15 protein-coding genes are annotated in these 16,617 nt (G+C 61.5%); 6 read left to right on the forward strand and 9 right to left on the reverse strand.

Going from position 1 to position 16,617, the window contains the following annotated elements; all coding sequences use genetic code 11:
• The first annotated feature begins 70 nt into the window (after positions 1 to 70).
• From pstA to phoB, 4 genes are all read left to right on the forward strand, one after another.
• Positions 71 to 1,447, forward strand: coding sequence for a phosphate ABC transporter permease PstA (gene pstA / locus JWP26_RS22185; RefSeq protein WP_299733248.1), 1,377 nt, complete (start codon positions 71 to 73; stop codon positions 1,445 to 1,447).
• Positions 1,448 to 1,527: 80 nt separating this feature from the next.
• The gene (gene pstB / locus JWP26_RS22190; protein ID WP_299733251.1) at positions 1,528 to 2,310 is read left to right on the forward strand and encodes a phosphate ABC transporter ATP-binding protein PstB; all 783 of its coding nucleotides are present in this window, start codon (positions 1,528 to 1,530) and stop codon (positions 2,308 to 2,310) included.
• Between the two features lie 96 nt (positions 2,311 to 2,406).
• Positions 2,407 to 3,117 (forward strand): phosphate signaling complex protein PhoU, encoded by a 711-nt coding sequence (gene phoU, locus JWP26_RS22195; protein WP_299733254.1) that lies wholly within the window; start codon positions 2,407 to 2,409, stop codon positions 3,115 to 3,117.
• Between the two features lie 34 nt (positions 3,118 to 3,151).
• Entirely contained in the window at positions 3,152 to 3,853 is a 702-nt protein-coding gene (gene phoB / locus JWP26_RS22200; RefSeq protein ID WP_299733256.1) for a phosphate regulon transcriptional regulator PhoB, read from the forward strand.
• Positions 3,854 to 3,870: 17 nt separating this feature from the next.
• On the opposite strand, the gene JWP26_RS22205 is transcribed toward phoB, so the two are convergent.
• A complete protein-coding gene (locus JWP26_RS22205) occupies positions 3,871 to 4,536 on the reverse strand; it encodes a GntR family transcriptional regulator (RefSeq protein ID WP_299733258.1) in 666 nt (221 codons plus the stop codon).
• Between the two features lie 162 nt (positions 4,537 to 4,698).
• On the opposite strand from JWP26_RS22205, the gene JWP26_RS22210 reads away from it, so the two are divergent.
• Both JWP26_RS22210 and JWP26_RS22215 read left to right on the forward strand, forming a co-directional pair.
• The gene (locus tag JWP26_RS22210; RefSeq protein WP_299733262.1) at positions 4,699 to 5,631 is read left to right on the forward strand and encodes a dihydrodipicolinate synthase family protein; all 933 of its coding nucleotides are present in this window, start codon (positions 4,699 to 4,701) and stop codon (positions 5,629 to 5,631) included.
• Positions 5,631 to 7,250: a GMC family oxidoreductase gene (locus JWP26_RS22215; protein ID WP_299733265.1), complete on the forward strand. Its 1,620-nt coding sequence runs from the start codon at positions 5,631 to 5,633 to the stop codon at positions 7,248 to 7,250. The genes JWP26_RS22210 and JWP26_RS22215 overlap by 1 nt, the downstream gene beginning before the upstream one ends.
• On the opposite strand, the gene JWP26_RS22220 is transcribed toward JWP26_RS22215, so the two are convergent.
• The 8 genes from JWP26_RS22220 to JWP26_RS22255 all read right to left on the reverse strand — a co-directional run bounded on the left by JWP26_RS22220 (position 7,247) and on the right by JWP26_RS22255 (position 16,596).
• A complete protein-coding gene (locus tag JWP26_RS22220) occupies positions 7,247 to 8,170 on the reverse strand; it encodes an ABC transporter ATP-binding protein (RefSeq protein ID WP_299733268.1) in 924 nt (307 codons plus the stop codon). The two genes, JWP26_RS22215 and JWP26_RS22220, sit on opposite strands and share 4 nt — an antisense overlap.
• Complete coding sequence (locus JWP26_RS22225; RefSeq protein ID WP_299733270.1) at positions 8,167 to 9,216, reverse strand: ABC transporter ATP-binding protein; 1,050 nt, start codon at positions 9,214 to 9,216, stop codon at positions 8,167 to 8,169. The genes JWP26_RS22220 and JWP26_RS22225 overlap by 4 nt, the downstream gene beginning before the upstream one ends.
• Positions 9,213 to 10,070 (reverse strand): ABC transporter permease, encoded by an 858-nt coding sequence (locus JWP26_RS22230; protein WP_299733272.1) that lies wholly within the window; start codon positions 10,068 to 10,070, stop codon positions 9,213 to 9,215. The genes JWP26_RS22225 and JWP26_RS22230 overlap by 4 nt, the downstream gene beginning before the upstream one ends.
• A gap of 4 nt (positions 10,071 to 10,074) precedes the next feature.
• Positions 10,075 to 11,079, reverse strand: coding sequence for an ABC transporter permease (locus JWP26_RS22235; RefSeq protein ID WP_299733275.1), 1,005 nt, complete (start codon positions 11,077 to 11,079; stop codon positions 10,075 to 10,077).
• Between the two features lie 125 nt (positions 11,080 to 11,204).
• A complete protein-coding gene (locus JWP26_RS22240; protein WP_299733278.1) occupies positions 11,205 to 13,121 on the reverse strand; it encodes an ABC transporter substrate-binding protein in 1,917 nt (638 codons plus the stop codon).
• 194 nt (positions 13,122 to 13,315) lie between these two features.
• Positions 13,316 to 14,827: an alpha-N-arabinofuranosidase gene (locus JWP26_RS22245; RefSeq protein ID WP_299733281.1), complete on the reverse strand. Its 1,512-nt coding sequence runs from the start codon at positions 14,825 to 14,827 to the stop codon at positions 13,316 to 13,318.
• 109 nt (positions 14,828 to 14,936) lie between these two features.
• Positions 14,937 to 15,866 (reverse strand): helix-turn-helix domain-containing protein, encoded by a 930-nt coding sequence (locus JWP26_RS22250; protein ID WP_299733284.1) that lies wholly within the window; start codon positions 15,864 to 15,866, stop codon positions 14,937 to 14,939.
• A gap of 115 nt (positions 15,867 to 15,981) precedes the next feature.
• Complete coding sequence (locus JWP26_RS22255) at positions 15,982 to 16,596, reverse strand: hypothetical protein (RefSeq protein ID WP_299733287.1); 615 nt, start codon at positions 16,594 to 16,596, stop codon at positions 15,982 to 15,984.
• Between the last annotated feature and the right edge of the window lie 21 nt (positions 16,597 to 16,617).

Here is a 16,617-nt window from a genome sequence, read left to right on the forward strand (position 1 = left end):
TGATGACCCTGGTGCTCAATATTGTCGCGCTCTACATCGTCCGCCGCTTCCGGGAGCAGTACGAATAATCATGGCCAATACAACAGCTTCCGCGATCTCGACTGGCCTACAGGCCTCGCGCGACCGCACCAAACTGATCCGTGACGGCCTGCGCAAGCGGCACACGACCGAGGCCATCTTCAAGTGGTCGGGCCTGGGGGCTATTGTCCTGGCCCTTGGCTTCGTGGCGATCCTGTTTGCCGACGTGCTGGTCAAAGGCATTCCGGCCTTCACGCAGGCCAATCTGCATCTGACGGTTACTTACGATCCAGCGATCATCAAGATCGAGCCGGCCCCGGTTCGTGTCGCGGGCCAGTCGGACGCCGACTTCAATCGGGCGAACCTGGATTGGCAGCGCAAGGTCGCGCTGCTGAACTGGAACAAGGTTGTCGAGGCCTCGCTGCGCGCCGAAGCTCCGGCGGGCTACGAGATCGGCAGCAAGGACCTGCTGGCCATCGCCGAAACCGATAGCCGCCACACAATCCGCGAACGCTTTGTCGCCGACCCCTCGCTGCTGGGCAAGACGACCGAGATCGACGTGCTGGCCTCGGCCAATGCGGCCAACTGGATCAAGGGCAATATCTCCCGCGATGCAACCGACGCGCAGCAGCAGCTGGCACCGGCGGCGCGTGTGCTGATCGATCAGTTCGTCGACAACGGGACGATCTCCAACGGCTTCGCCTGGAGTATCTTCACCAATGTCGATAGCCGCGCTGCTCCGGCCTCTGCCGGTCTGCTCGGCGCCTTCATGGGCTCGCTGTTCATGATGCTGATCGTCATTATCCTCGCGGTGCCGATCGGGGTGGCCAGCGCCATCTATCTCGAAGAATTCGCGCCAAAATCGCGTTGGACCGATCTGATCGAGGTCAACATCAACAATCTGGCGGCCGTGCCCTCCATCGTCTTCGGTCTGCTCGGGGCGGCGCTGTTCATCAACACCTTCCATCTGCCGCTCTCGGCCCCGCTTGCCGGTGGCCTGGTGCTGACGCTGATGACGCTGCCCACCATCATCATCGCCACCCGTGGCGCCTTGCAGGGCGTGTCCCCGTCGCTGCGCCAGGCGGCGCTCGGCATGGGCGCCTCCAAGACGCAGATGGTGTTTCACCATGTGCTGCCGGTGACCTTCCCCTCGATCCTGACCGCCACCATCATCGGCGTGGCCCAGGCGCTGGGCGAAACCGCGCCGCTGCTGCTGATCGGCATGAACGCCTTCGTGGCCTCGGTACCGGCAACCCCGCTCGATCAGGCGACAGCGCTGCCGGTGCAGATTTTCCTCTGGCAGGGCAATGAAAACCGCAACTTCTTCGAGTCGCGCACCTCGGCCGCTATCATGGTGCTGCTGGCCTTCATGATCCTGCTCAACGCCGTCGCGATCTTCCTGCGCACTCGACTGGAGCGCCGAGCATGACGCAAAACAATTCCGGAGACACTCAAATGGACATGCTGGCTGGCAAGGTTAAGATGACGCATACATCAGTGAATAGTGCCATGAACCCGACAGATATGCTTGAACGCCCGATCCGCCTGCATGCCAAGGACGTCACCGTCCATTATGGCGCCAAGCAAGCCCTGTTCGGCATTTCCATCGATATTCCCGACCGCGCCGTGACCTCGTTCATCGGACCCTCGGGCTGCGGCAAGTCGACCTTCCTGCGCTGCATCAACCGCATGAACGACACTATCGAAGGCGCCAAGGTCGGCGGGCTGATCGAGTTGGACGGCGAGGACATTTACGATCAGTCCCTCGACGTGGTGGAACTGCGCGCCCGCATCGGCATGGTGTTCCAGAAGCCAAACCCATTCCCCAAGTCGATCTATGAGAATGTCGCCTACGGCCCCAAGATCCATGGCCTGGCCCGCACCAAGACCGATCTCGACGAGATCGTGATTTCCTCCCTGCGCAAGGCCGGCCTGTTCGAAGAGGTCAAGGACCGCCTGAACGAGCCCGGCACCGGCCTGTCCGGTGGCCAGCAGCAGCGTCTTTGCATTGCCCGCGCCATCGCGGTCGGTCCCGAAGTCATCCTGATGGACGAGCCCTGCTCGGCGCTCGATCCGATCGCCACCGCCATCATCGAAGAGCTGATCGACGAATTGCGCGAGAACTACACCATCGTCATCGTGACCCACTCGATGCAGCAGGCTGCACGCGTGAGCCAGAAGACGGCGTTCTTCCATCTGGGCAAGCTGATCGAGGAGGGTGTCACCGAAGACATCTTCACCAACCCGATCAACAAGCAGACGCAAGACTACATTATGGGCCGCATCGGCTAGGAGCATCGATCTTCAGGCTATGCCGGCCATTTTCGACTCGGCCTGACCAGAAGCTCGACGCTCCTAGTGCCCTCCACAACATTAGAGGATTACGACATGGCCACCACGTCCCCAGAACATATCGTCAGCTCCTACACTGACGAATTGACCACGCTTGCCCAGCTGATCGCCGAAATGGGCGGTCAGGTTGAAGTCGCCATCGAGAACGGCACCAAGGCGCTGCTCAAGCTCGACCGCGAGCTGGCCGATGTCACCATCATCGCCGATCAGCGTATCGACGACATGCAGCGCCGCATCGACGACATGGCAGTGTCGATGATTGCGCGCCGCCAGCCGATGGCCAGCGATCTGCGCGCCATCATTACCTCGATCCACGTCGCCTCCGATCTGGAGCGCGTCGGCGACATGGCCAAGCAACTGGCCCGCCGTTCGCTCAAGCTCGAAGGTCTCAGCCTGCAGCCCACTTTCTACAATGGCGTGCGCAACATGACCAATCTGGTGCTGCGCCAGATCAAGGACGCGCTGGATGCCTATGCCAGCCGCGATGCCGAAGCCGCCATTGAAGTGTGCAATCGCGACGACGAGGTCGATGCCATGCATACCTCGCTGTTCCGCGAGCTGCTGACCTATATGATGGAAGACCCGCGCAACATCACGCAGTGCACGCATCTGCTGTTCTGCGCCAAGAATTTGGAGCGCATTGGCGACCACGCGACCAATATCGCCGAACGCGCCTATTACCTGCAGACCGGCAAGCAATTGACGGCCGACGTGCAGGAACTTCAGCGGACCCAGATCAAGGCGTAGCCGGCTGCGGCCGAGCGACCTTGGGAGCACAATAATGCCCGCAACGATACTTGTCGTCGAGGACGAGGAAGATATCTCGATCCTCCTGCGCTACAATCTTGAAGCCGAGGGCTTCCGCGTCCTGACCGCCGAAACCGGCGATCAGGCACAGGAACGCATCCAGGACAAATTGCCGGACTTGATCCTGCTCGACTGGATGCTGCCCGAAGTCTCCGGCATCGAGCTGTGCCGGCGTCTGCGTGCCCGCGAGGAAACTGCCCGCGTACCGATCATCATGATCACCGCCCGCGGTGAGGAAGAAGAGCGCGTGCGCGGCCTCGCCACTGGGGCCGACGACTATGTGGTCAAGCCGTTCTCGGTGCCTGAGCTCCTGGCGCGCATCCACGCGCTGCTGCGCCGGGCCAATCCGAACCTGGTGACCGCCGCCCTCAAGGTCGGCGATCTGGAACTGGACCGCACCACCCATCGCGTGCGCCGCGCTACCCGCGACGTGCATCTAGGGCCGACAGAGTACCGCCTGCTCGAATATCTGATGCGCCATCCGGGCCGGGTCTATTCGCGCGAGCAATTGCTCGACGGCGTCTGGGGCAATGACGTTTACGTCGACGAGCGCACCGTGGACGTCCATATCGGCCGTCTCCGCCGCGCCATCAATCGCGGCCGCGAAAGCGATCCCATCCGCACGGTGCGCGGCGCCGGTTATGCGTTTGACGAGCGGTTCGCGCAGGTAGCTTAAGGGGGATTGCGCTCGCCCTACGTCACCCGCTCCAGATAGCGCTGCTTGCTCGGCTGCAAGTGGTCGACGCAGAGTTGGGCCAGAACCCAGTTATCGTGGCCCTGCAGCATGTCGATCATCATGCGATGATGCTGGTGGGCGATGCGCAGGGATTCCTTGTCGCCCATAGTGTTAGCGCGCACCGGCAGGCTGAGCCGCATATAGAGCTCGATCGATTGCACCAGATGCGCGTTGCCGCAGGCGCCGAACAGGGTCAGGTGGAAACGGTCATTCGCCTCGTGGACACCGCGCAGAAAGCCGGCTTCCATATGCAGGCCATGCTCTTGGTGGATGGCCTCGAGCTCGGCGATCAACGCGGGGGGGGCCGGCAGCGGAATCCACAGCGCGGCCTGCCGTTGCAGCAGTTCGCGCACGTCGTAGATTTCCTGAATCTGTTTGGGCGTCAGCGAACGTACGGTGGCACCGCGATTGCGTTCGCGCACCACGATACCCATGGCTTCAAGCTGCACCAGAGCCTGGCGCGCGAAGTGGCGCGTCACGGCGAAGCGGGCGAGCAGGGTGTCCTCGGTCAGCCGCGTGCCCGGGGCGAGACGGCCGAAGATGATGTCCTCTTCCAGCGCCCGGGCGATGCTGAGATCGTCGTGCTCGATAGAGATTTGTTCGGTTTGGGTCGCTGCAGCCAAGGTCATCTCCACGTAACGATGCTCATCCTACAGCGATTTTTGCTGCCGGTCGAATTGGTCGGGCAAAACCCGCCCAGGGGGCCTGCGCACGGCTTGCCCTGCGGCGGCTGCTGGCCGATACCGAACCATCGGCCGCCGCTCGGGCACATCTGGAGATCACGCATGGCAATCCTCAATGAACAGGCCAAGGGCGTCTATGTCATCGCGGTGACCCCGTTCGAGGACGATGGCGCGCTCGACCTTGCGAGCGTGGATTCCATGGTGGATTTCTACCAAAGCGCCGGGGTGAGCGGTATCACCGTACTCGGGCAATTGGGTGAGGCGCCCAAGCTGACGTCGGCGGAGTCGGCGCTGGTGGTGGAGCGGGTGCTCAAGCGGCTCGATGGCCGCCTGCCGGTCGTGGTCGGCGTCTCGGCCCCCGGCCTCGCGCCAATGACAGAGCTGGCACGGACGGTGATGGACCAGGGCGCGGCGGGCGTCATGGTAGCGCCGCCATGGACCACAAAGACAGACGATCAGAGTTTTGCCTTCTACCAGTCGGTCGGCGAGGCGTTGGGCGATATCCCGTTCGTCTTGCAGGATTATCCGCTGACCACAAATGTTACCATCGCTCCCAAAGTAATCGACCGGATCATTCGCGAAGTGCCCAATTGCGTGATGCTCAAGCATGAGGACTGGCCGGGGCTGGCCAAGATCACTGCTCTCCGCGCTGCCAGCGACAGGGGCGAAACGCGGCGGATCTCCATCCTTTGCGGCAATGGCGGGCTATTCCTGCCCGAGGAAATGAGCCGGGGCGCCGATGGGGCGATGACTGGATTCTGCTATCCGGAGATGATGGTGGGCGTGGTGGAGCAATTCGCCAAGGGCAATGTCGAGCGGGCGCATGATATCTTCGACGCCTACCTGCCGTTGGCACGCTACGAGCAGCAGCAGGGCATCGGGCTGGCGGCGCGCAAATACGTGCTGGCCAAGCGCGGCGTCATCAAATCGGGGGCGCTGCGCAAGCCGCGGCCGGTGATGTCGGCGCTGGATGTGGCGGACGTGGAATTGCTGTTGGCGCGACAGGCGCGGCGGCTTGCGGAGATTGGTGCGTGATGGCCAAGAGCTACGACTTCATCATCGCCGGTGGCGGTTCGGCGGCATCGGTCGCGGCGATGCGGCTGGTGCGCGAGTTCGGCTTTTCGGTGCTGATCCTCGAGCGCGGCCCGCGCGAGACGACCAAGCTGATGGCCTATCCCGCCGGCTACATGAAGTACCTGGCGCGCGAGGATTTCCTCGAAATGCACCACACCGTGCCGCAGCCGCAACTAGGCGGGCGCGGGCCGATCGTGCCGGTGGCCAAAGCCTTGGGCGGCGGCAGTGCGGTCAATGCGATGGTCTACATGCGTGGCCAGCGCGAGGATTATGACGGCTGGGCCGCCCATTTGGGCAACGAAACCGAATGGTCCTACGCGGACATGCTGCCGCACTTCAAAAGCATCGAGGCCAATAGCCGTTTCAACAATGAATTCCACGGCATAGGCGGCAATCTACGGGTCTCGGAACCCGGCCATATCAGCGATACCACGCAGGATTTCCTTCTTGCCGCGCAGGGCTTGGGCCACGCCTACAACCCCGATTTCAACGGCGCGCGGCAGAACGGCGTCGGAATCATGCAGCACACCTACGGGCAATGGGGCCGCTACAAGGAGCGCTCGGATGCCAAGAAGGCGTTCCTAGATCCGCTGGCTGATGATGGCCGGCTGAGCATCATCACCGGCGCGCGGGTGGACAGGATCGTTATCGAGAATGGGCGTGCCGTGGGGGTAAGCTACACCAAGGACGGCGTGAGCCAGACCGTTCATGCCGATCGCGAAGTTCTGGTGGGGGCGGGGACCTATAACAGCGCCAAGCTGCTGATGCTGTCGGGCTTGGGGCCTGCCGATCACCTGCGCGAGCATGGGGTGGATGTGGTGGCCGATATCGCCGGAGTGGGCGCCAATCTGCAGGATCATCACGAAGTTCCGGTGATCGCCACCACCAAGGCCAAATCCGGATATTTCGGCGAGGACAAGGGCTGGCCGATGGTTCGCAACGGCCTGCAGTACCTGTTGTTCAATTCGGGGCCGGTGACCACGACAGGTATCGAGGCCTGCCTGTTTTACGATCCCGATGGCGGTGAGCGGCCGACAATCCAGCTGTATTGCGCGCCCATCGTCTATCTCGACCGCGACGTGTCGTCGGCCAAGCCGACCTATGGGGTGACGTTCACGTCCTGCCTATTGCGGCCCAAAGCGCGCGGCAGCGTCAAACTGCGGTCGGCCAATCCCGATGACCAGCCACTGGTGGATTGCAACTTCTTTGGCCATCCGGACGATCTGCGGCTGACTTTGGCGTCGCTGAAAGTGGCGCGGCAATTGCTGGAGACGGAGCCATTCAAATCCAAGATCGCCGAGGAACTTTTGCCGGGCAGGGCCGTGCAGGACGAAGAGAGCCTGACCAAGTTCGCTGGCCAGACCGTCAAGACCAATTACCATCCGTCGGGCTCATTGCGGATGGGGCCTGACAGTGATCCGATGGCCGTGGTCGATCAGCGGCTGCGTGTGCGCGGGGTCGAAGGACTGCGGGTGATCGACTGCTCGATCATCCCGTTCATCCCCTCGGGCAATACCAATGCCCCCGCCATGGCGATCGGCTCCAAGGCCGCCGCAATGATTGCGGAGGACTACGCTTAGGCTGCGCCCTCATACACCCGCACCAGTCGACCATCGGGGCGGCTGACCAGTTGCCCGCCGGGCGCCGTCGCCAGCCGCGTGGCCAGCGCCACCATATCCGGATTGGTCGCCAGCTTGCCGTCGCCGGCATCCTCGGTGGAGAGCACCGAGGCCTTGAGCAGGCGCGAATAGGGGTGTTCGGGGTTTTCCAGCACTGTGCGCGCATCGCCCATTTCGACGATCCGGCCGCGCTGCATGATGATGAGCCGGTTGGAGATGTAGTAGGCAGTCGCGAGATCGTGGGTAATGTAGATCACCGACACCCCGAAATCATCGCGTAAAGCCTTGAGCAGGTTGACGATGGACATGCGCAGCGAGGCGTCGACCATCGACACCGGCTCGTCGGCGATCAGTAGCGGCGGATTGGGGATCAGCGCCCGGGCGATCGCCGCGCGCTGCAATTGCCCGCCGCTCATTTCGTGCGGATAGCGGCCCTTCACTTCGGCCAGGCTCAGGCCGACCTTTTGCAAGGCTCCATCCATTGCCGCGTCGACGGCAGTCCGATCCTTCAGGCCTAAAAACGTCCGCGCAGTGGATTCCAGATAGCGGTCGATCTGCTTGAGCGGGTTGAAGGCCTCGAACGGATTCTGGAACACTGGTTGGACGGCCGACATGAACGCCATGCGTTCAGCCTTGGTGGCGCCGCCCACAGGCTTGCCGCGAAAGGTAATGGAGCCGGTCGTCGGCGTTTCCAGCCCCAGGATCATGCGGGCCAGCGTCGTCTTACCCGATCCGCTTTCGCCGATGATGGTGAAAATCTCTGGCTTTTCAGCGGCCAGCGAAAAGCTGGCGTCCTGAACGGCAGCCGTGGTCTTGCGCGACAATACCCCGCCCATGGCGAAGGTCTTGGAGACGTTGTCGACGTTGAGCAACGTGGTCATGCTGGCACTCCATGGGCGGCGTGCGGCGCGACCAGCGGCTTGACGTCCTGCCAGCGCCAGCAGGCGGTGCGATGATCGGGCGCCACGGTTTCGAGCGGCGGCACGTCGGTCTTGCATTTGTCGATTGCGAGCGGGCAGCGTGGATGAAAGCGGCAGCCACTGGGTGGGGAGGCCAGGCTCGGCGGGCGGCCCTCAAGGGCGGGGCGCTGCGTAGTGTCTCCGATGCGGGGCAGGCTGGCCACGAGGTGGGCGGTGTAGGGGTGCTTGGGCGCGAAGAACATCTGCCGCGTGGGGCCTTCTTCGACTAGGCGGCCGGCATAGATGATGCCGACGCGGTCGGCCATGTTGGCGTGCACGCTCATGTCGTGGGTGACGAACACGACGGAGGAGCCCATTTCCTGCTGCACGTCGCGGATCAGCGACAGCACCTCCTTTTGCACCACCACGTCGAGCGCAGTGGTCGGCTCGTCGGCGATGATGAATTCGGGGCGGCAGACGGTCGCTAGCCCGATGGTGACGCGCTGGCGCATGCCGCCGCTCAGTTCATGCGGATAGGCCCGCAAGACGTCGGCGGGCAGCTTGAGCTTTTCGAGATGAGAAACCACGCGGTCCTCGAACGCCTTCCCCCTCAACCCGAGCGGTCGTGCAGCAAAGTCCTCGAAGGTGCGTCCGATGCGCCGCACCGGATTGAGCACGCTCATCGAGCCCTGCATGATGTAGCTCAGATGCCGCCAGCGGATCGCCTCGATCTGCGCGTCGGTGGCGTTGGCGACGTCGACTGGACCGCTGGCGAAGTCGTATTTCACCGAGCCGGCGACGACTCGGAAGGGTGGCCGAAGGGCCGCCGCCAGCACCTTGATGAATGAGGTTTTGCCAGAAGAGCTTTCTCCGGCAATGCCGTAGATCTCGTTGCGGCGCACCGTCATGGTGATGTCGTCGACGGCGCGCACTTCGCGGTCCACGCCGAAATAGCTCATCTGGTAATAGGCCTTGAGGCCCTCCACCGTCAGGATATCGCGGGGTTTGTTGTCCTGGGCCAAGGTCATGCTCCCATGCGGCGCAGGCGGCTGCGCGGGTCGATATATTCGTTGAGCGACACGGCCAGCAGGAACAGCCCGATGAACAGCAACACGACGATGATCACCGGGATCAGGATCCACCACCACACGCCCACCACCATGGCTGAGTGATTGTTGGCCCAGTAGAGCGTGGTGCCGACAGTGGGGATATTGATATTGGTGAAGCCGAGCACGGCGAGCGTTACTTCCAGCCCGATCGACCAGATCATGTTGGCCATGGTGGTGGCGAAGATAATCGGCATCACATAGGGCAGGTGTTCCTGCAGCATAATCTTGACCGGCGACATGCCAGCGAACACCGCTTGCCGGGTGAATTCGCGATGGCGCAGTCCCAGAGTCACCGAACGGATCAAGCGGGCGTCATAGGGCCAGCCGAAGCAGGCCATCACGAGCGCCAGCGTGAAGCCGTTCAGATTGCTGCGCATGACGAAGTAGAACAGGATCAGGATTGGGAAGATCGGGATGGCGACGAAGATGTCGTTGATGAACATCAGCACGCGGTCGACCCAGCCGCCCAGATAGCCTGCCGCCAGGCCCACGCCGATCGAGAGGATGCGCGAGAGCAGCGCCACGGTCAGCCCGAAAGTCAGGGTGTTGCGGAAGGCGAAGCTGAGTTGCCAGAACATGTCCTGGCCGCGCGAATTGCTGCCGAACCAGTATTGGGCGCCGGGCGGCTGGTCGGGAATGGCGAGATAAACCTGGGTCGGATCGACCGGCGAGAAGAAGCTCAGGCAGGCGAAGGTGACGATCAGCGCGACCAGGATGGCGCCGATGGTGAATTCGATATTGTAGCGGACGAGGTCGCGCAGGACTGCAAACATGGATTTACTCCGCCCGAACGCGCGGGTCGATCAGGGGGTGCACCAGATCGATGATGAAGATGGCACTGGCGACGGCGATCACGGCGATGCAGGACACCGCCAGCGTGGTGGCGGAGTCGCCGGCATTGACCGCAGTGACCAACAGGCTGCCGAGCCCCGGATAGCCGAACACCTGTTCGGTGATGATGGTGCCCGAAAAGATGCCGCCCAGCGTCATGGCCAGCGAGGTCAATTGCGGCACCATTGCGTTGCGGATGACGTAGCTGAAGACGATGCGATTGCGCCTGACGCCACCGAGTTCGGCAAAGGTCACGTAGTCTTCGGTGACGATATTGGACACGAGGGCTCGCATGCCCAAAAACCAGGTGCCGATGCCCACGATGACGAGCGAAGCGGCGGGCAGGATCGAATAGTGCAGCACCGACAGAATGAATTCAGGCGTCCAGGCGGGGCGCACATTCATGGCAAAGCCGCCGCTGATCGGCAGTACCGGCCAGAAGAAGCCGAAGATGATGACCAGCAGGAATGCCACGATGTAGTAGGGGATCGGCTGCACGGCGATGGCCAGAATACCCAGCGTCTTGAGGATCTTGGAATTCTGGTAATAGCCAGCGAGGCCCCCGGTGACATTGCCTATCAGCCAGGTCAGGACCGTTGAGACCATCAGCAGGCCGAAAGTCCAGGGCATGGCAAGCATGACCAGTTCCATGGCGGGACGGGGAAAGGCCATCAGCGAGGGGCCAAAATCGAACGCCAGCAGGCGGCGCAGGAAATTGAAATATTGTTCATGCAGCGGCACGTTGAGGCCGAACAATTCGGTCAGCGTATCGCGCAGCGACTTGATGGCCTCGGGGCTGTAGCTGGATTGTCCGCTCACCCGCCCGATGATGGATTCGACCGGGCTGATGGGGGACAGATGCGATACCACGAAGGCGATCGAGCATCCGGCAAAGATAACGGCAAGCAGTTGGATGAATCGCTTGAGGGCGAAAAGAAGATAGGCCTTCATCGTCGGCAAGGTCCTCTGGTCAGGCGCCCGGCAAAGCCGAGCGCCTGGGGCGTGGGAGGGCGGTTAGGTCCTTGGTGCGTCGCGTTTCCGAGGCGGAAGACCGCGACGCACAGTTCCTAAAGGCTCTATGCGCCGGTCGGCTTCAACTGGGTCAGGATGAACTTGGAGTTCGACCAGTTGTTGACGATGTTGGCGTAAGGATTGGACTCGGCGGCCGGGAAGCCCGTCCAGTAACGGGTGCTGTAGGCCGAGAACACGTTGAACGACATGATCGGGATCACCGGCATTTCGTCGATCATCAGCTTGATGAACTCGTTGCCGAGCGCCACGTTGGCGTCGTGATCGGTGAACTCGGTGACGCGCATCTTTTCGATGATCGGGTCGAGGCCCGGATTGGTCCAACGCTGCCAGTTGCGCTGCGTCTGACGTTCGCCAGGCTTGGCGACATAGGACGAGTGCCAGCTGTCGAGGAAGAACGAGAGGTCGGGATTGCCACCCCAGGTCTCGATCGACCAGCCCATGGCGACTTCATAGTCACCCAAGGGAAGCTCGTTACCGAAGATGTTCGGTACGGTTTCCGCCGTCGCCTGCACGCCGGCCTGCGACCATTGCTGGGCGATGTCGGTGCCGAGACGATTGATCACCCCATCGGGGAAGGTCTTGACGGTGAACTTGAACGGCGTGCCGTCCGCGAGCATCCACTGATCGCCCTGCTTGGTGAGGCCAGCGGCCTCAAGCAGTTCGCCCGCAGCCGCCAGATCCTTTTTCCACCAGCCGAAGCCGAAGGACTTGTGGATAGCCTTTTCGTCGGTCGGCACGGCGTCGCCAAACTGCGGACGAACCATTTCGGCGATGCGGTTGCCGACGGTGGCGTCGTATGGCTTGATCTTCTGCTTGCCGGTGTCGAGTTCGTAGGCCACCAGATAGTCCTGCAGGGGGCCGTGGTAGTCGTCGGTGTGGGTGCCGGTCGGCGGCATGGCGATGGCCGACAGGGTCGCCGCGCCGCGATAGGACGCCATCGACATTTCCATCGGATCGAGCATCAGGGTCAGTGCCCAGCGGACGCGCTTGTCCTGGAACATCGGGTTCTGATTGTTGAAGATCGCCATTGGCAGGGTCGGATCGGGATGCGCATAGGGGAAGCCCGGGAACCAGCCGCGGGCAGTGGAATCCTGCTTGGCCAGCGAGAACATGCCTTCCGGCGACAGATCGTGGATCATGTCCAGATCGCCGTTGACCATCTCGATCAGGCGCTTGTCGTTGTTCGGGATCGAGCGATAGATGACGTATTTCGGCCCGGGTTCACCCCATTCGGCCATCGCGGTCTTGTCCCAATCCGCGCGCTTTTCCCAGATATACCAGGCGCCGTTCGGATCGAACGAGTTGAGCGTATAAGGGCCAAGGCCCACCGGCGGGTTGAAGTCGTACGCCTTGACGTCGGCCTGCTTCTCGAAGATGTGCTTGGGCATGATCCACGCGCCGTTCCAGCGAACGGTGAACAGAGCATGGAAGCGGGCATTGGCCTTCTTCAGCTTGAAGACGACGGTGTAATCGTCCGGTGTCTCGACGGTGTCGATGGCGTCGGCGAAAGGCGCGCTCCAGGTCATGCCCGGATTGGCAATCTGGGTTTCCACCGTGTACTTGACGTCGGCGGCGGTGAATTCGACGCCGTCGCTCCACAGCACACCCTTGCGTAGCTTGGCAGTCATCTCGGTGAATTCGGCGTTGTACTGCCACGGCTCGCTGGCCAGCTCGTTGTACATCGAGCCCTTGAGGCCGTTGTCCGGATCGATGAACCACAGGGTGTCGAGCACCAGCTGATGCGTGCCGTTGGAATTGGACACGCCGTTGCCCGCAACCCACAGGTTGAAGTTGCTCGGATTGACCGAGGGGTTTTCCGGATTGTTGATGATCAGCGTTTCGTTGCGCGGAAAATCGGTCAGCGACGGCGCCGCTGCCTCGTCCTGCCCGTAGGCCAGGCCTTTTGCCGCAAGCATAAGCGCACCGACGGCGGTGCCCACCATGAAGCCACGTCTATCCATCTCATCCTCCCTGGGCGGAGCGCCATTCGGCTTCTCCGGTCGAAAGTGCCCTCCAGCACTGTGGGGTCATGCTAGCGCATAAGGCGAGTAAGTCAACGTGTTATGTGATATGAACCCGAAACCATGATGAACAATACGAATGGGCGCACCTTTGCCGGTGCGCCCATTGTCAGGTCGGTGAATGCTCCGTTGCGTCAGACTTTTACGCGGAGCATCTGGTAGGAGTAGGGGGGCAGGCTGACCGTGAGGGTGCCATTATCGATGGTGGCGCCGCTGCCTTTGCGGGGAGCGACGGCGTTCTCGTCGCGGGCGACGTTGACGGCTTCGAGGTTGTTGTGGGTCATGATCTGGTGATCGATGACCGCGCCGGCGGTGAAGCCTTGCAGGCTGACATCGACCGAGATCGTTTCGCTGGCGTGGCGGTTGACGAGGAAGAAGGCGAGGGTGCCGTCTTCTTCGTTGTGCACGCCGGACACGTCGACATAGGGCGTGTTGTCGGCATGAGTGCTGTCATAGCCGGGCGAATTGACCAGCAGATTCAGCGCCGTACCGCGACCGAAGATCGAGGCGAAGTAGTATGGGTAGTAGATGGTCTGCGCCCAGGCCGGGCCGCCCTTTTCCGTCATGATCGGGGCGATGACGTTCACCAACTGGGCGATGCAGGCAATCTTCACCACGTCCGAACGGCGGATGAAGGTGTTGAGGATCAGGCCGACCATCAACACGTCTTCGAAATTGTAGATGTCTTCGAGCAGGCCCGGCGCATGCGGCCAGCCGCTGTTGCCGTCGAGGATTTCGCGATCCTGCTTGTTGGAATGATACCAGACATTCCACTCGTCGAACGAGATGAAGACCTCGCGCTTGCTCTTTCGCTTGGCCTTGACCTGCAGGATCGTGGAGGCGACCGTCTGGATGTAAGTATCCAGTTTATGGTTCAATGCCAGATAGTTAGCGGTGTTCTTGTCGCGGTTGGCAAAGTACATGTGCAGCGAAATATGATCGACGTGATCATAGGTGTGTTCGAGCACGATGCGCTCCCAATCGGGATAGCTGACCATGTCGGAGTTGGATGAGCCGCAGACGATCAGTTCGAGCTTGCTATCGAACATGCGCATGGCGCGCGCGGTGTTGGCGGCCAGCTTGCCGTATTCGGCGGCATCCTTGTGGCCGACCTGCCAGGGGCCGTCCATCTCGTTGCCGAGGCACCACATCTTGACGTTCCACGGCTCCTTGCGGCCGTTCTTGATGCGCAGATCGCTCCAATAGCTGCCGCCGGGGTGGTTCACATATTCAAGGAAGCTGCGGGCTTCATCGACGCCGCGCGAGCCAAGGTTGACTGCAAGCATCATTTCGGTGCCGACGGTTTCGCACCAATCGGCAAACTCGTGCACGCCCACGGCGTTGCTGTCAGAGGTGTGCCAGGCGAGGTCCAGCCGCGTGGGGCGCTGATCGCGCGGCCCGATGCCGTCTTCCCAGTTATAGGCGGAAACAAAGTTACCCCCGGGGTAGCGGACCACCGGCACGTTGAGATCCTTGACCAGCTTGGCCACGTCGCCTCGCATGCCATTGGCATCGGCGGTCGGGTGATCGGGTTCATAAATGCCAGTATAGATGGCGCGACCGAGGTGCTCGAGGAAGGCCCCATAGACACGATCGTCGATTTTGGAGATCGTGTAATCCCGATGCGCCGTTACCGTCGCCTTCATCTTATCCTCCCAGTAGTCCCGTTTATCTGATTTATATCAGTTGTGCCGTTTGTACGTGACGGAACGGGGACGCGCAAGCGTCTGCGCGGGAGAAATTATCGACGATGGTTCAGCGTTCGGTTTGCAGGCGCAGGACGATGTCCTGATCGTAATTGCCAAAGCCCTTGCCGAAAATATTGATGCCGCCCGGGTGTTTAGCATCGGCCTTGACGGCAATGCGCAGACGGATCGAGTGGTGGTTTTCCAGGTCAAGGTCGACCAGCGAGATCGGGGAAATCTTCATCCCATCGACAAAGCTGCCGTCATGGGTGACGCGCCAGGACTTGAGCTTGCCGTACTGGCTGCCCTTCAATTTCCACCAATCGGGTGTGTAAACGCCGCGTTTGTCCCCGAAATCACCCGGCGACATCCAGGTGCCGATTTCGGTGCCATTGACTGAGAGTGTAATGTCCGAGGGCCAGTCGGCGGAGGTGCCGGGCACTTCGGAGGACAGTTCCATCGAGAATTCCATGGACTCGATTTTGTTTTGCGCCAGCTTGGCATTATTGGGGAACTGGTATTCCACGTATCCCCGCGTAAACCAGATCAGACCGGTCTTCATCCGCTCGGGATCGAGGAAGGTATCGGGCACGTCGAGCAGCCCGATAATGCCCTCGCTGGAGCACAGGCCGCAGGGTGCCGAGACTTCGCAACTGGTGTAAAGCCCAAGCGGCATCGAGACTTCGATGCCGTTGGAGCGCTGCTGGGAGATGTCCTCCTTAAACATTACCAGCACCTCGTCGAAGGTGGAATGGCAGATTTTCTGATTGCCCTTGCGGGCCTTCTGCGTCTCGGTGCGGATCAGGCCGGCCTCTTCCAGAATCTGGATATTGGTGGAGACCGTCGACTGCGGCAGCTCCAGTTTCTCGGCGATGTCATTGCCATTCATCGGCCCATGGACGTGTAGCAGCTTCAAGATCCGGATGCGGATCGTCGAGGCCAGACCCCGGAGAACCTCGAAATCCTCTTCGGGGTCGACGACGAGAAAATTGCGGCTCATGGGGATGACTTCACATATGACGAGTTGATACCAATTCTGTATCAGAATTTGTGATTGAATCAACGCCGTCCAGCACGCAGGCAGCCAGCATGCTGGATTTCTTGATTCACGATATTTAGGGCGAAATCAGCTCCAAAGTCTGTTCATCGAACAGGGGTGCGTCCTGGCCGGCGATGACGAACAGAATCTTATGCGCGTTATCATGCGCCTCGAAATACTGGATACCGTCGGGCCAATCGCCGAGGTCACCGCATGGCGGTTCGGGAACTTCGTCGGGGGAAGCCGACTTTTCCAGTTCGGCGGCATATTCGGCATTTGGGACGAAGCTATATCGGCGGGTGCCGGCGGGTAAGGGGCCGAAATCGGCGTCTTCGGCGACGCAACGGGCGGCGGTCGCAGGATCGGTGTGCTCGGCGTAGATGCGGTTCAGGCCCGCTTCTTCGGTTTCGCCGTCTTTGAGATCGAAAATCTGGATCACCGGTTCGGCGTCGCCGCCGTCGGAGTACTTTTGCACCACGGTGTTGCCTTCGAAGTGCAGGTCGATCTTGCGGTCGCCGAAATCGCAGCGTTCAACCCAGGCGGCGAGGCCGACTTTGGCGTCGGAAAGCTTTTCCCAGGCGCAACCGTCATCGGCGGGGCGCGGGGGTTGGCCGGTCTGGGCGGAGGCGGGGGCGCTGAGCAGGACGGTCAGCGCCAGCAGCGCGAAGGCGGGGAGGGTGGATTTGGTCATGGTGGGTTCCAGCGATGTTGG

It is taken from the genome of Devosia sp., assembly GCF_028290435.1.
In the GTDB taxonomy this organism is placed as follows: Bacteria; Pseudomonadota; Alphaproteobacteria; order Rhizobiales; family Devosiaceae; genus Devosia.

Coding starts and splice junctions, on each gene's coding strand:
- JWP26_RS22240 (WP_299733278.1), bottom strand. CDS start 13,121: ATGGATAGACGTGGCTTCATGGTGGGCACCGCCGTCGGTGCGCTTATG.
- JWP26_RS22255 (WP_299733287.1), bottom strand. CDS start 16,596: ATGACCAAATCCACCCTCCCCGCCTTCGCGCTGCTGGCGCTGACCGTC.
- JWP26_RS22210 (WP_299733262.1), top strand. CDS start 4,699: ATGGCAATCCTCAATGAACAGGCCAAGGGCGTCTATGTCATCGCGGTG.
- phoU (WP_299733254.1), top strand. CDS start 2,407: ATGGCCACCACGTCCCCAGAACATATCGTCAGCTCCTACACTGACGAA.
- JWP26_RS22250 (WP_299733284.1), bottom strand. CDS start 15,866: ATGAGCCGCAATTTTCTCGTCGTCGACCCCGAAGAGGATTTCGAGGTT.
- JWP26_RS22225 (WP_299733270.1), bottom strand. CDS start 9,216: ATGACCTTGGCCCAGGACAACAAACCCCGCGATATCCTGACGGTGGAG.
- pstA (WP_299733248.1), top strand. CDS start 71: ATGGCCAATACAACAGCTTCCGCGATCTCGACTGGCCTACAGGCCTCG.
- JWP26_RS22215 (WP_299733265.1), top strand. CDS start 5,631: ATGGCCAAGAGCTACGACTTCATCATCGCCGGTGGCGGTTCGGCGGCA.
- JWP26_RS22235 (WP_299733275.1), bottom strand. CDS start 11,079: ATGAAGGCCTATCTTCTTTTCGCCCTCAAGCGATTCATCCAACTGCTT.
- JWP26_RS22245 (WP_299733281.1), bottom strand. CDS start 14,827: ATGAAGGCGACGGTAACGGCGCATCGGGATTACACGATCTCCAAAATC.
- JWP26_RS22230 (WP_299733272.1), bottom strand. CDS start 10,070: ATGTTTGCAGTCCTGCGCGACCTCGTCCGCTACAATATCGAATTCACC.
- pstB (WP_299733251.1), top strand. CDS start 1,528: ATGAACCCGACAGATATGCTTGAACGCCCGATCCGCCTGCATGCCAAG.
- phoB (WP_299733256.1), top strand. CDS start 3,152: ATGCCCGCAACGATACTTGTCGTCGAGGACGAGGAAGATATCTCGATC.
- JWP26_RS22220 (WP_299733268.1), bottom strand. CDS start 8,170: ATGACCACGTTGCTCAACGTCGACAACGTCTCCAAGACCTTCGCCATG.